The following is a 14168-nucleotide window of genomic DNA, read 5'->3' as shown; positions in this document are numbered from 1 at the left end:
GGTCACTCCGTGATGGTTAACGCACTGCTCCGCGTCCAAGCATAGTTAAGGCTCGCTCAGTGTACAGCGGTCGTTTTGCTCGATTTGTTGCAGTAATGCCTGCTCCAGTTCGAGCAGTGCGCGCTCCACGGCGCTGCAGCATTCGCTCACTTTCTCGCTGGATAAGCCGGTATGGCAGATGGCTTCGAGCGCCTCGCAGCTGTCGATCAACCGGGTGGCCTGGACGATTCGGGCAGCGCCTTTGATTCTGTGGGCAATATCGAGAAATGCCTGTGGGTCCTGCGTGCCGGACAGTGCCTGCAGGCTCAGTCGATCCAGGCGGTTGCTGTTCAACAGTTCGGTCAGCAGACGCAGGTTCATCGTCGGGTTGCCGCCGGTCAACACATGCAAACCTTGCAGGCTGAAGGCCGGGGTGACGACCGTGGGCTGGATACCCTTGACCCATTGACTCAAGGCGACCAGGGACAGTGGCTTGAACAGGCAGTCGTCCATCCCGGCCTGTTTGCAACGCTGAATTTCCTCCGGCTGAGCGTTGGCGGTAAAGCCCAGGAGGGTGCAGCGCGGCTGTTGCGTGTGCTGTTCATGTCGACGGATGGCTTGGGCCAGTTCGTATCCGTTCATGACCGGCATGTTGCAATCGGCGATCACCAGGTCGAATGCGTCGCTTTTCCACGCGTCCAGGCCCGCCTGGCCATCTGCCGCGACGCTGAATCGATGTCCCAAGAACTCCAGCTGCTGGCACATCAGCAAGCGATTGGCTGCGTGATCGTCCACCACCAGCACATTCAATGGTGCAGTGGCGCAGTGGATGGGGGACTCAGCTGCTTGTTCCCTGGATTCGCGAGGCAGTGTGGATAATGGCAAGGAAATCCTCACCCGGGTACCGACGCCCGGCTGGCTGCTCAACTGCAGGCTGCCGTTCATCATTTCGCACAGGCTGCGACTGATTACCAGGCCAAGCCCTGCACCGCCCCTGGCCGACTGCCCGGCATGACCGGCCTGGGCGAAAGGTTCGAACAGGCGTTGCTGATCCTCATGGCTAATCCCCGGGCCACTGTCTTCGACCAGCAGCAGCATTTGAACCTGGTCGGGTTCGCAGGTCTCGTGCAACGCGACAATAATCCGGACCTGGCCGTGCTCGGTGAACTTGATGGCATTGCTGACCAGGTTCGACAACACCTGCTTGAAGCGCAGGGGATCGAGCAACACGTCGATCGTCGGGTTGGCCGGGTTGAGTTCCAGTTGCAGTTCGAGTCCCTTCTGCCTGGCCAGCCCGTCGAAGATACGCGTGACCGAGGCCACGATTTCCTCTGGATTGACCCGTTCCGGGTTCAGGCTCAGGTGCCCGGACTCGATGCGGGCAATATCGAGGATGTCCCCGATCAGTTCCAGCAGGTCCTTCGCCGAGTGGTAGGCCACATCGATGGCTGGACGATCCGGGTGGTGGAGTTCGATGCGCTTGAGCGTCAGTTCGAGCATGCCGATGACGGCATTCATCGGGGTGCGAATTTCATGGCTCATGGTTGCCAGGAACGTGCTCTTGGCCCGGTTGGCTTCATCGGCACGCTCTTTGGCGCAACGCAGGTCATCCAGCAATTGCCGCCGTTCGCTGATGTCGACCCAGCCACCAATGATGCCTTGCACTTCACCGCTCGAGTCGCGGTAGGGAAGAATCCAGTGATAGATCGTCAACCGGCGGCTGCCGATATGCATCGCACGGTCAAGGATCATGGGCGTGCCCTCGGCTACGACACGCTGGTAATCGGCCTGGTACTCCAGAGCTTCGAAGGCGTTGCCCAGGCTGCCCTGAATCACGCTTTTACCAATCACGTCCTCGCGTTTGGCGTTGAAGGCTTGCAGGTAACTGTCGTTGCAACTTTGCAGCAACCCCTGGCGATCACGCACATAAATCGGGTGGGGCGTGCCGTTTACCAAGGAACCCATGAACTCCAGTTGATCGTTCAGCGCGCGCTCGGCCGCCCGGCGTTGATTGATCTGGCGCCGCATGTAGGCGTTCCAGGTCCCGGAGATCATCAACAGCAAACCCGCACCGATGAGGACTTGATAGAAAACCCGTTGATAATTGCGCCAGGTGTTTTGCGAGGAGGCCGAATAGCCGCGCCAACGACTGTTGATGACGCCCAGCTCCTGCGGGGCGATGCTCAACAGTGCCTTGTTGAGGATGTCATTGAGTTCCTTGGCGTCGCGCCCGGTTGCCAGGGAGAACGCCGCTTGCTGGGTGCCGATGGTGGTACTGATCTGCAGATCGGTTTCGAACAGTTGCGAGGCGATGAAGTAGTTGGCGATCACCAGCGAGTTCACCGCGCCTTCCACCCGGCCTTCGGCAAGCATTTCCACGGCGCTGAAGGTGTCCGCGGTCTTGATCAGCCGGATCTGCGGGAATTCGCTGCGCAGATAGTCGATCAAGGGGTTCCCACGGGCAATGGCCAGGCTCTTGCCCTGAAGTTGTGCAAGATTTGTCGGACTGTCGTGCGCCTTGCGTGTCAACAGCACGAAGGAGTTCTGCAGGTACGGGCGGGTAAAGTTGAGCAAGGTATCCCGTCGCGCGCTGGGGAGCAGCGCGGCGATCAGGTCAGCCTGATCGGTTTTGATTCGCTCGATCATGTCTGCGTCGCTGCGACTGCGCTGAATGTCGAAGCGCAGGCCGGTACGCAACCTGATCAACTCAAGCAGGTCCGCGGCAATCCCGCGAAAGTTGCCGGCACTGTCGAAAAACGTCAGCGGCGCATAGGCCTCATTGACGACCACCCGGACCACTGGGTGTTGCGCCAGCCAGCGCTCCTCACTGTGACTGAGCTGCAGTTTTTGATCGGTGAGCAGGATATCGCTCCCGGCGCTCCAGCGTTTGGCGATGTTTTCCCGTTCGCTGGCGGGGATGGCCGCGAGCGTCGTGTTGATGATGTCGAGCAGTTGTGGATTGGTCTTGTGCACGGCAAAGCTGAAACCATGGGCTTCGTGCTTGCCGAAACTGGCCATGCGAATGTTGTTCAGATAGCCCTTGTTGATCATGTAATGGGTTGAAAGGGTGTCACCCAGAAAAACATCTGCCTGGCCGAAAGCAACGGCATTGATCGCGTTCTGGTAGGAGGGGTAGGACGTGATGATTGCCTTCGGATACAGGGCCTTCACCTCTTTCAGGGGCAAGTAGTGGTACAGCATGCTGAGCCGCAACCCGGAAAGCCCATCATTGAGCGGCCGGGTTTCGCCTTCACGTGTCACCAGGACCGGTTGATCGACCGCATAGGGCCTGGAGAGCGCGATGTGGTCGTTGCTCGCCTCGAATCCGTTGGCGCTGCCCAACAGGTCTACCTCACCATTTTCGAGCGCTTCGATCGCAGCTCCCCGGGAGCTGAAGCGCTGAACCTTGATGGGCAGGCCAAGGACCTCGCCAAGAATGCCCGCGTAATCGGCGGTAAAACCTTCGTAGTCATGACCGCTGCTGGTCAGGTCGAAGGGGGGATAGTCTGGCGCTGAAGTACCCAGGATCAGTTGCTCTTTTCCCCGGGCCCAATGTCGTTGTGATTGATCCAGCTCGACTTCCAGATGCAGGGGCGCTGAACGACTGAGCAAAGTGAATTGTTCAGGGGGTTGCGCTGCGTGCAACGAGGTGCACAGGCACAAGCCTGTGGTCATGATCAGCAGGTAGTCCTTCAAGCGGCTGGGCATCCTGTGTCTCACACTAATGCATTACGTTTTGCCATCTCGATGAGTTCAACCAGTGATTTGGCCTTGAGTTTTTGCATCAGTCGCTTTTTATAAGTGCTGACCGTTTTGTTGCTCAGGAACATGCCTTTGGCAATTTCCTTGTTATTGCGACCTTGTGCAAAAAGTTGCATGACCATGAGCTCCCTGTCATTGACTGACTTGAACAGTTCAAGTTCGGCGCAGCGCGCTTCATCACCACGAGCAGGGTTCAAGGCTTCACTGGGAAAATAGTTATAACCTGAGAGTACTGCTTTGATGGCGCTTACCAGTTCGCTTAGTTCTTCCTGTTTGCAAACATATCCCGAGGCGCCGGATTGCATGCAGCGTATACCGAACAGCGTCGGACATTGTGCAGTCAATACCAGGGTTCTTGGAGGCGTATGCATGGCGTTGAAACGGGTCAGCACTTCCAGGCCATCCAGCTTGGGAATGCTGATATCGAGAATTACCAGGTCGGGCATGCATTCGCGCACCATCTGCATGGCATCGACACCATTATCGGTTTCACCGACGACCTTGAAGCCCTCGTGTTCAAGCAACATACGAACGGCAAGCCGGATGACTGGGTGATCGTCGACGATAAAAACGGAGTTCATAATCAAATCCCATGCGAGCTCAGATAAAGCGCGCACCTTAGCTCAGATAGTTGAGGCGACGTATGAACTGACGGGGCCGTCGTGGCAATATAGGAATGTTCCTACATGCGAAAAGGAATTGGCTTACGAGTCAAACGGTTTTTTGGCAGGTTTTCACAAATAGTGTTGCTGTTTAATTGTGTGGCGAAGGGTGCTGTTTTGTGGGGCGCCAAATTTTTATCAGCGCCTGGTTGCAGGGTCAGGGAATCAATTTCAGTAATTGCCTCAGCTCGCACTGTTTCAAAGGTTTTATCAAATAACCCAGTAATGGCAGTCCGTTGAGGATGGCCAGGCTCTCAAGTTCGCTCAATTCGGTGGATGTCAGACTGCTTAAAAGTATTGCCTGCTTGATCATCCCCTGATGGCTGGCGATTTTTATCAGGTCAATGCCGGATACTTCGGGCAGGCATTGATCACATAACAGGATATCGAACGGCTGCTCTGCCTTGAGCATGTGTTGCAACGCGCCTCTGGCACAGTCGCTGGTGGATAAGTGAGTGAAGCCGTAACTCTCAAGCAGGCATTGAGTCGCCCTGAGCTGAAACGGATGGTCTTCCACCAGCATGATGCGCAGATTGTCGTTGATCATATTATTCACGCTTCTTCTATTGGAACCGATAGGCGTGATTGTTTCCCGTCACAACCGCGCCTTCGATCAGCGCACTCGACAGAGGCTGTAGGGGGATTCGCTGTTTGTTGAATGTTTTTGGATTTTCAGGACTGATCGGCCATTACCGGAGGGGGTAATGGCTGATCGGCCGTTTATCGTCAGTGGCTGGAGCGCCCCGTCATCTCGAGGGCCATGTGGCTGGCGTAGCTGTCGGTCATGCCGGCGATGAAGTCGATCATGCGCAGGAACGAGTTGTGCAGGGGGCCGTTCGGATCGGGCGCATTGTTGCCCAGCAGGTCGAGAACCCGCCGGCTCTTGAAGGACGGCGTTCGACCGTTGTGTTGCTCCAGTGCGGCACCGCAGAAAGCGTTGAGGAGAATTTCCAGGGTGGTGTAGGCACCAATCTCGTGCAGGGTCTTGCGTTTATCCTGGAAGATCTTCTGCCGAGCCATGTCCTTTGCGTTGAGGACGCAACGTTTGGCCGGGCCGTGCATGTGCTCCACCAGGTCGCCAGTCAGGGTACCAGCCAACAGCGCGTCCTGTTGCTCGACAAAGGCGCGGGCTGCTGCGTTGGTCAGGTGTTCGATGGCCTTGCCCCGCAGGATCGCCAGTTTGCGCCGACGCGAATCCTCGGGGCCGAGCAGGCGATAGGTTTGCGGTAAATCGTCGCCCACCAGGTCCAGTAGCAGGGATTCGACTTCGGCGTACTCCAGCAACTCCATTTCCAGGCCGTCTTCCAGGTCGATCAACGCATAGCAGATGTCATCGGCGGCTTCCATCAGGTACACCAGCGGATGGCGTGCCCAGCGTTGTTCCTCGAGCTGCGGCAGGCCAAGTTTTTGCGCGATCTGCTCCAGCAACGGCAGTTCGCTCTGGTAGCAACCGAACTTGTGTTTCTTGTACCCCAGGGAGTCGGCGTGCCGGGCGGTCCATGGGTATTTCAGGTAAGTGCCCAGGGTGGCATAGGTCAGCCGGGTGCCGCCGTCGAACTGGTGATATTCAAGCTGGGTCAGTACCCGGAAGCCTTGGGCGTTACCTTCGAAATTGAGGAAGTCATTGCGCTGCGCTTCACTCATCGCATCCAGCCAGCCCCGCCCGGCGGCTTGCTGGAACCAGTGCCGAATCGCGTCTTCGCCGGAATGGCCGAAAGGTGGATTGCCAATGTCATGGGCCAGGCAGGCTGATTGCACCACCATCCCCAGATCACTGGGTTCACACCAGTCGGGCAGGGCGCTGCGCAGGGTATCGCCGACGCGCATACCCAGTGAGCGGCCGACGCAACTGACTTCCAGCGAGTGGGTCAGGCGCGTGTGGATATGGTCGTTGCTGTGCACCGGATGAACTTGAGTCTTGCGCCCGAGACGGCGGAACGCCCCCGAGAAAATGATTCGGTCATGGTCTTTGTGAAAAGGACTGCGGCCCACTTCTTCCGGGCTGTGCAGGGGCTTTCCGAGGCGTTCGCGGGTAAGCAGGGTAGGCCAATCCAAGGCTGGTTCTCTCCGTCAGGTGACTGATGGACTAGCTTCCCGGTTCGCATCGGTACCTGCAAGTGTCACGACAGCCCGACCGCATCGATGTCGATGAGCAGCAGGCGTTCGCCGTTGTCGAAAAATTGCCCGGCGGTGAGGCAGTACTGATTGCTGGTGGCATCGCGATAGGTATTTGAAAGGGTCAGCTGACGTTCTTCCCAACCCTGCGCCAGCAGGTGATAGAAATACGGACGCCACGACCAGTTATGGCCCAGGTAGCGGTTGTCGGCGACCCAGCCGTTATTGCGCCATTCCAGGTTGGGCGTCAGTTGCGTACCGTGACGGTCGCACTGGTAGAAACGCAGCAGCCAGGGAAAGGCATCCAGTTGTGGCAGGGCACTCAAGGGCGCGCAAGCCTGTGCCCAGGCCTGCAGGATCGCCATCAGTTCGCTCAGTTGCTGGCGCATGATCTTCAGGCGACCGCGTTCGGCCAGCTTTTGCTGCACATAGCACTGGCGCAAGTGTGCAAAGCGCTCGACGAAGGCGTCAGCGGCAAAGAACTGCGCTTGTGCCCCGGCAAACAGAAACCCCTGGACGTAACGTGAACCGCACTCCAGGGCAAAATTCAGTTGTGCTTCGGTTTCCACGCCTTCGGCGATGATCCAGCAACCGGTTTTTTCTGCCATTTGCGCCAGGGCCTTGACCACATCGCTGCTGGGCCCGCCCAGCGCCGCTGCCTGGAACAGGCGCATATCGAGCTTGAGGATGTCCGGTTGCAACGCCAGTACCCGATCGAGCTGAGAGTACCCGGCGCCGAAATCATCGATGGCGATCCGTGCGCCGGCTTGCCGATAGCGTGCCACCACTTGTGCCAGGCGCTGGATGTCGCCACCCAGTTCAGTGATTTCGAAAACGATGCGCTGCGGGTCGACACCGTGTTTTTGCAGTTGTGCGAGGCTCGGCAACGGTTGGCCCGGGCGCAGTCGACTGATCCAGCGTGGGGAAATGTTCAGGCTGAGAAACCAGTCGCCGGGTGCCTCATGCAGGCGGCTCAGTGCGTTGTCGCGCAGCTGGCGGTCCAGCCGACGCAGGGCAACGGCGTTGGTTCGGGAATCGGCGAACAGCGGTCCCACCGAAGCCAGTTGGCCGTCGGCCTGGCGCAGTCGACCCAAGGCTTCCACACCGGCGATACGGCCGGTGGCGGTATCGATGAACGGCTGAAAGCAGGCGAGCGGTTGCCCGTGGATCACAAGGCCTCCTTGATGGATCTTGTTTTTGGATAAAGCCTGGTCACCGGGTAGGCACGCAGGATTGAACCCCTCGATGAAGAGGTTCAATCCGGTGGGTACTGCAAGAATGTAGCCAGATCTGACAGGGTCAGTGTTTGCGCGAAGAGCCTTGCAAGAGCAGTTTGACCAGGGGCACCAGGGTAGTGCCCAAGCGGACCAGTCGGGCCAGGCTGCCCAGGCCGGTGCCATTCTTGGCGCCCTTTCCGCTCAGAAAACCCAGCAGGGTGACGGCGGCCACGCCCCACAGCGGAGCATGCTTGATGCCGAACCCGTCCTGCAGGTTCTGGGTCATGCCACGCACTCGCTGCAAAGGTTGCAGCAGTTGCGCGGATTCGTGGCGGATCTCCTGGCGATGCATTTCCATGCGCAGGCGGATCAGTGCCTTGCGCATTTCCGTGCGCGAGCTGTTTCGAGGCAGTTCAGGCAGGTTCATGGCAGCAGGCGCTCCCGATCGTTGGCCAGCTCTTCCAACGTGCCATGGAAGGGCGAGGATTCATCGAAGATCGCGGCTCGCAGGCGCATCGCGCAGAAGACGCAGGCAAGGCTGTAGAACACGCAGAGCGAGATGATGGCGGCCAGGCGGTAAGTGTCCCAGAACAGGATCAGTACCAGGGTTGACAACCCCACCAGCAACAGCAAGGCAAACACCAGCGCCAGGCCTGCAAACAGCAACAGGCTCACGGTGCGGGCTTTTTGTTCCTGCAATTCGATGCCGAACAATTCGACATGGCTGTGCAGCAGTCCAAGAAAAGCGGCACCCAGGCGCCGCGGTGAGGAACTTGGGCCTGTTCCGGACGAGCCGGATTCATCGATCGCCATATCAGCGCCGAGTGGCCAGCAGGCCAATCAGGAAGCCCACGCCGGCCGCGATGCCAACCGCTTGCCATGGGTTGGCCTGGACATAGTCTTCGGTGGCGGTCACGGCAGCCTTGCCGCGTTCGCGCAGGGAGTCTTCGGTCAGCTTCAGGGTTTCACGGGCACGCAGCAGACTGTCGTGGATCTGGTCGCGCAATTCATCGGCCTGGTCACCGGCCAGGGAGGCGGTGTGTTCCAGCAACCGTTCGGTATCGCTGACCAGTGTCTGAAAATCGCTCATCAGGATTTCTTGAGCAGTCTTTGCCTTGATGCTGGCCATTGGTGATCTCCATAAGTGGCGTCTGAAACGTTCGAGTATGAGCCTTGTGCGAAGGTTCAGTACAAATGACTGGTACAACTTTTGCTGTGTCGTGGTGCGTCAGCCTGCGCCGTTGCGCTGTTGCTGGGCAAGATTCCCGTAAAACCCTGACTCAAACAATCTAAACCCGCGCAAATGTCCCGGTCGTGATTGGCCTTGATGAACCTTGTGCTCCAAAACGGTTCATTGGGAGAGATTTGGTCGAATCGACAAGTCTCAACTTGGTGCATGGATTGCCCGCGCGAACTGCTTTGGTGCTTTTTTCAGCCTTAAGGTCTGCCCAATCCATGGAAAATCTGCAAAGCGCTGTGGACACCCTGGTCCATAGCTCCAATACGTTGTTCATCCTGATCGGTGCGGTCATGGTCCTGGCCATGCACGCCGGCTTCGCCTTTCTCGAGGTCGGGACGGTCCGGCAAAAAAACCAGGTCAACGCCTTGTCGAAAATCCTCAGCGACTTCGCCGTTTCGACCCTGGCCTACTTCTTTATAGGCTATTGGATCTCCTATGGGGTCACCTTCATGCAACCGGCGGCCGTGATCAGTGCCGATCACGGCTATGGCCTGGTGAAGTTTTTCTTCCTGCTGACCTTCGCCGCGGCGATCCCGGCGATCATTTCCGGGGGCATCGCCGAGCGTGCCCGGTTCGTCCCGCAATTGTGCGCGACAGCGCTGATCGTGGCGTTCATCTATCCCTTCTTCGAGGGCATGATTTGGAACGGCAACCTGGGCCTGCAGGCCTGGCTGCTGGAGCGCTTCGGCGCCAGCTTCCATGATTTCGCCGGTTCCGTGGTGGTGCACGCCATGGGCGGTTGGCTGGCGCTTGCCGCGGTGCTGTTGCTGGGACCGCGCAATGGGCGTTATCGCGAAGGGAAGCTGGTGGCGTTCGCGCCATCGAGCATCCCGTTCCTGGCATTGGGCTCGTGGATTCTGATTGTCGGCTGGTTCGGCTTCAACGTGATGAGCGCGCAAACCCTGCAAGGGGTCAGCGGGCTGGTCGCGGTGAACTCGCTGATGGCCATGGTCGGCGGTACGGTGGCGGCGCTGATCGTCGGTCGCAATGACCCGGGCTTTCTGCACAACGGCCCACTGGCCGGCCTGGTGGCGATCTGTGCCGGTTCCGACCTGATGCACCCGGTGGGCGCGCTGCTCACCGGTGCCATCGCCGGGGCGCTGTTTGTCTGGTGCTTTACCGCCGCACAAGGCAAATGGCATATCGATGATGTGCTGGGTGTGTGGCCACTGCATGGTCTGTGCGGCGCCTGGGGCGGGATTGCCTGCGGTATTTTCGGCAAGACGGCCTTGGGTGGGTTGGGCGGTGTGAGCATGGTCAGCCAATTGATCGGCACTGCACTGGGTGTGGTGGTGGCACTGGCCGGTGGTTTTGCGGTGTATGGCGTGATCAAGGCGTTCCATGGTTTGCGCCTGAGCCAGGAAGAAGAGTATTACGGCGCGGACTTGTCGGTGCACAAGATCGGCGCCGTCAGCCAGGATTAGCTTGGGGTTCATTGGCTCGACGGCATTTCGGGGCAGGCCTAGAATAAGCACTTAATTTTCTGGTAGAGCGCTCATGCTTCCTGAATGTCAGCTGTTCGGCACCCTCGGGTGCCATCTCTGCGAAGTGGCCGAAGCCATGTTGATGGAGTTTGTCGAGCGTGGCTTGCTGGTGGAGCTGGTGGACATTGCTGACGACGAAAGATGGTTCCAGGCCTACAGCCTGCGGATTCCGGTGCTGCGTCGGGTCGATAACGGCGCGGAACTGGGTTGGCCCTTCAGTGCCGACGAGGTCGTTGCCTTTCTGCGTTAAACGTTTGAGGGCGTGTTCCGCCCGTCGAACAAACCCCTTGGCTAAACTGACGCGATTCGGATACTGTATACGCATACAGTAATTCGGGTTGTTGCCTTGCCGCCGCTGATTTCGGCGTTCAGCGGGGCAAAGCCGGGCGTGAGAGGGTCAGTCGTGGTCAATGTCGAACAATTGAAGAGCAGCGTTAACCGCATGTCGGTGGATGTGGTACGTGAAGCCGTCGCCGAATTGCGCTTGGACGGTTTAGTGACGGAAGGCAAAACGCCCTTCAACAAGCTGCATTTCAATACCTGTTTTGCTGAAATCGAAGCCTTGTTTCAGCGCGCTGGCTATCACCGGCAGCTGGATGTCGTGGGTTATCAGGGTTTGCTGTACGCATTGTATGACCCGGGTCGCTGGGAGGCGGTCGACGTGCTGCGCTGGCTCAAGGAGTACACCGAGGCCGCCGGGCGTGCGCAGATACCGGCTTGAGGATTCTGCGCTAGGTTCGTTTGCGCTGCTGTTGGATAATGCCGCCCTGCATTCAAGGTAAGAGCGTTTGTATGTCCACTTCATCATTTTCTGCTGCACACAGCCAGGCCAGCACGCTGTACTTGCCGCCTGGCCCGTGGCAGACCGTTTTCGATTGCCTGTGCGAGCACTTCAGCGCCATCGGTCGTGAACAGTGGCTGGACAGAATCGCACGCGGCCGTGTCCTTGATGGGCAGGGCGCGCCCATTGCCCTGGACCTGCCTTACAAGGAAGGCCTGCGGATTCACTATTTTCGCGAAGTGCCGGACGAAAAAGCGATCCCGGTGGTCGAGTCGATCCTCTACGCGGACGAGCATCTGGTCGTGGCGGACAAACCACATTTCCTACCCGTGACCCCGGCGGGTGAATACGTCGAACAGACCTTGTTGCGCCGCCTTATCCGTCGACTGGATAACCCGCATCTGGTGCCCTTGCATCGCATCGACCGACATACGGCGGGGCTTGTGCTGTTTTCCGCCAACCCGCAAAGCCGTGCGGCGTATCAGTCGTTGTTTCCAACGCGGCAAATCGAAAAGCGCTACGAGGCTATTGCCCGGGCGTTGCCTGAGCTGACCTTCCCGCTGGTGCACAAGAGCCGGCTCATTGATGGCGAGCCTTTCTTCCGCATGCAGGAAGGTCCGGGCGCGAGCAATACCGAGACGGCTGTCGACGTCAGGGAAAAGAACGGTGATCTGTGGCGTTATGGGCTGTATCCGGTAACGGGCAAGAAGCATCAGTTGCGGGTGCACATGACAGCCCTGGGCGCCAGTATCTGCAACGACCCGTTTTATCCTCGGGTGCTCAAGGACGTGGAAGATGACTACGCCAACCCGCTGAAACTGCTGGCCCAGGGGCTGAAGTTTGTAGACCCGGTTACTGGCGAGAACAGGGAATTCGAGAGCGCAATCACGCTGCAATGGTGAGCAAGGGATTCAATAAAATCGAATTTATGCGCAGGTCTGGAGTCTTTTGATCAGGCGCCACGCGTGTGGTGCTTTATGAACTCGGTACAGCCGCAACGACTTCAGGCGCCCGAGACCTCCCATGCAAGGAGATTTTCATGAAACGCACCGTTTTCGCTGGAATGTTGATTTGCACCGCCCTGTTGGCCTCTCCCGTATTTGCCGCGGACAACGACCTGTGCACCATCAAGTTGCAGGAACTCAAGGACAAAGTCACCAGCCTGCCTGCCACGTCCGAAAACACCACCATGGAAATCAAGCGGATGCAGGCCAGCGCAGAGGCGGCCCGGGCCGCCAAGGATGACAAGAAATGCATCACCGAAGCCACCCAGGCACTGGCCCGGGTGGATAAACTGAACAATGAGCCGAACCCATGACACCGGGTTTTTTCAGATGCAAACAAAAATGCCCCGACAAGTCGGGGCATTTTCATGTATCCGGTAGTCGCCGCGAAGATTACAACTCTTTGACGGTACGAACCTGATCCTTGTTGATGCGGGTCTGCTTGCCATCCAGCTGTTCGAATTCGTAGAAGCCCGAATCCTTGTCGTAGTTTGGCGTGTCGACGGCCTGGATTTCGCGACCGTCATTCAAGGTGATCACGGTAGGCGATGCGCAACCGGCGAGGGTAGCGAGGCCCAGTGCAAGCATGAAAGTGGCCAGGGTCCGTTGAGTCATGGAAGTGTCTCCGTAAATGAATTCTTTTGGTTGCTGGGATTGAGACGTAAACAGCGTGTGCAAGTTCCTTGGTACTCAGTCTGACACAGCGTCCGGCGTGCTTAACAGTTCTGGCGTGTTGAGGTTCGCCAGGCGTGGATCGTTGTCGGGGCACTGCAATGCAGTCACGCCCAACTGGCGCATGAGCCGACCCGGACTGCGCTCACCCTCCCTCCAGGCGCTTTCGAAATCAGCACGCAGGGCCACGGGAATGATGCACAGCAGGGGCTCCCAGTGGCCGTCATGGCGCAGCATCAGCGGTTTGTCGGGATGCTCGGCGGCGGCTTCGCGCATGCGGGTGAGCAGTGCGTTGTCGATACGCGGGACATCACAAGGCAAGATTAGCAGGTGTGTATGCCGAGCAGCCTTCAGACCTGCACGAATACCCGCCAAGGGGCCCGGAAAGTCGCCTTCGTCGTCATGGACCAATTGATCGGCGTAGGGCGCGTACTTGTCCAGGTTCCTGTTGCACGAAATGATCAGGTCATCAGTCAGAGGGCGCGTCTTGCGGTGCAAATGCGCAATCAGCGGCTCGCCGTGCCATTCCAGCAATCCTTTGTCCCGGCCGCCCATGCGTTGGCCACGGCCGCCTGCCAGGAGCAAAATGGAGCAGGGTGGCAACGCTGGGTTCGAAGTCATGACAGGTCTCCATGGGGGCGGCGAAAAATGGGGGCGCTGTGATATAACACCGGGCTGTTTCTCCTACAACTGGACGAGCCTATGAAAGCCAAGGCTGATGTACCTTTCGCGCCGCTGAACATCGCGGTGCTGACGGTCAGCGATACCCGTACCCTGGAAACCGATACCTCAGGCCAGCTCTTCGTTGACCGCCTGACGGCTGCCGGACACAACCTGGCCTGCCGGGTCTTGCTCAAAGATGACCTCTACAAGATTCGCGCGCAAGTTGCCAACTGGATCGCCGACGAAGTCGTACAGGTGGTGCTGATCACTGGCGGCACCGGCTTCACTGGTCGCGACAGCACACCGGAAGCGGTGAGCTGCCTGCTCGACAAGCAAGTCGATGGTTTTGGTGAATTGTTCCGCCAGATATCGGTGGCGGACATCGGCACCTCGACCGTCCAGTCCCGCGCCTTGGCCGGCCTGGCCAACGGCACGCTGGTGTGCTGCCTGCCGGGGTCGACCAATGCCGTGCGCACAGGTTGGGATGGCATTCTTGGCGAGCAGCTGGATTCGCGGCATCGGCCGTGCAATTTCGTGACTCACCTGAAACAGGCGGCACCCTGTGAATCCCGCGGGTAAGCCGGGCAAG

At 58.5% G+C, this 14168-nt stretch carries 16 protein-coding genes; 6 read left to right on the top strand and 10 right to left on the bottom strand.

The features are described from left to right. Positions 1-45: 45 nt before the first annotated feature. From OH720_RS24265 to OH720_RS24230, 8 genes are all read right to left on the bottom strand, one after another. Complete coding sequence (locus OH720_RS24265) at positions 46-3687, bottom strand: transporter substrate-binding domain-containing protein (protein ID WP_272603203.1); 3642 nt, start codon at positions 3685-3687, stop codon at positions 46-48. Between the two features lie 8 nt (positions 3688-3695). Next, entirely contained in the window at positions 3696-4322 is a 627-nt protein-coding gene (locus OH720_RS24260) for a response regulator transcription factor (RefSeq protein ID WP_272603202.1), read from the bottom strand. 238 nt (positions 4323-4560) lie between these two features. Further along, positions 4561-4950 carry a response regulator gene (locus tag OH720_RS24255; RefSeq protein ID WP_272603201.1) on the bottom strand — a complete coding sequence of 130 codons (390 nt, stop codon included), beginning with the start codon at positions 4948-4950 and terminating at the stop codon, positions 4561-4563. Positions 4951-5129: 179 nt separating this feature from the next. Beyond that, positions 5130-6458, bottom strand: coding sequence for a deoxyguanosinetriphosphate triphosphohydrolase (locus OH720_RS24250; protein ID WP_272603200.1), 1329 nt, complete (start codon positions 6456-6458; stop codon positions 5130-5132). A 65-nt stretch (positions 6459-6523) separates the two neighbouring features. Beyond that, entirely contained in the window at positions 6524-7690 is a 1167-nt protein-coding gene (locus OH720_RS24245; RefSeq protein WP_272603199.1) for an EAL domain-containing protein, read from the bottom strand. A 127-nt stretch (positions 7691-7817) separates the two neighbouring features. Beyond that, complete coding sequence (locus tag OH720_RS24240; protein WP_272603198.1) at positions 7818-8162, bottom strand: hypothetical protein; 345 nt, start codon at positions 8160-8162, stop codon at positions 7818-7820. Beyond that, entirely contained in the window at positions 8159-8548 is a 390-nt protein-coding gene (locus tag OH720_RS24235) for a phage holin family protein (protein WP_008055104.1), read from the bottom strand. Before OH720_RS24235 ends, OH720_RS24240 begins: the two co-directional genes overlap by 4 nt. Before the next feature lies 1 nt (position 8549). Further along, a complete protein-coding gene (locus tag OH720_RS24230) occupies positions 8550-8864 on the bottom strand; it encodes a DUF883 family protein (protein WP_272603197.1) in 315 nt (104 codons plus the stop codon). A gap of 326 nt (positions 8865-9190) precedes the next feature. On the opposite strand from OH720_RS24230, the gene OH720_RS24225 reads away from it, so the two are divergent. The 5 genes from OH720_RS24225 (at position 9191) to OH720_RS24205 (ending at position 12558) form a co-directional block, all read left to right on the top strand. Further along, on the top strand, positions 9191-10399 hold the full coding sequence (locus OH720_RS24225) for an ammonium transporter (RefSeq protein WP_272603196.1): 1209 nt from the start codon (positions 9191-9193) through the stop codon (positions 10397-10399). A 73-nt stretch (positions 10400-10472) separates the two neighbouring features. Then, the gene (locus OH720_RS24220; protein ID WP_272603195.1) at positions 10473-10709 is read left to right on the top strand and encodes a glutaredoxin family protein; all 237 of its coding nucleotides are present in this window, start codon (positions 10473-10475) and stop codon (positions 10707-10709) included. Between the two features lie 153 nt (positions 10710-10862). Next, positions 10863-11180 (top strand): hypothetical protein, encoded by a 318-nt coding sequence (locus OH720_RS24215; RefSeq protein WP_020796820.1) that lies wholly within the window; start codon positions 10863-10865, stop codon positions 11178-11180. A gap of 71 nt (positions 11181-11251) precedes the next feature. Further along, on the top strand, positions 11252-12142 hold the full coding sequence (locus OH720_RS24210; RefSeq protein ID WP_272603194.1) for a pseudouridine synthase: 891 nt from the start codon (positions 11252-11254) through the stop codon (positions 12140-12142). Positions 12143-12279: 137 nt separating this feature from the next. Continuing rightward, entirely contained in the window at positions 12280-12558 is a 279-nt protein-coding gene (locus OH720_RS24205) for a hypothetical protein (RefSeq protein ID WP_272603193.1), read from the top strand. A 79-nt stretch (positions 12559-12637) separates the two neighbouring features. Here the strand turns inward: OH720_RS24205 and OH720_RS24200 are convergent, their stop codons facing one another. After that, a complete protein-coding gene (locus OH720_RS24200) occupies positions 12638-12859 on the bottom strand; it encodes a YgdI/YgdR family lipoprotein (RefSeq protein WP_008055112.1) in 222 nt (73 codons plus the stop codon). A 75-nt stretch (positions 12860-12934) separates the two neighbouring features. Beyond that, on the bottom strand, positions 12935-13537 hold the full coding sequence (gene mobA / locus OH720_RS24195) for a molybdenum cofactor guanylyltransferase MobA (protein ID WP_008055113.1): 603 nt from the start codon (positions 13535-13537) through the stop codon (positions 12935-12937). 81 nt (positions 13538-13618) lie between these two features. On the opposite strand from mobA, the gene moaB reads away from it, so the two are divergent. Then, positions 13619-14158, top strand: coding sequence for a molybdenum cofactor biosynthesis protein B (gene moaB, locus OH720_RS24190; RefSeq protein ID WP_008055114.1), 540 nt, complete (start codon positions 13619-13621; stop codon positions 14156-14158). Positions 14159-14168: the final 10 nt, after the last annotated feature.

The organism is Pseudomonas sp. WJP1, from assembly GCF_028471945.1.
GTDB lineage: Bacteria > Pseudomonadota > Gammaproteobacteria > Pseudomonadales > Pseudomonadaceae > Aquipseudomonas.
The sequence above is the reverse complement of the archived record's forward strand: the minus strand, read 5'-3'. Positions and strand labels throughout refer to the sequence as shown.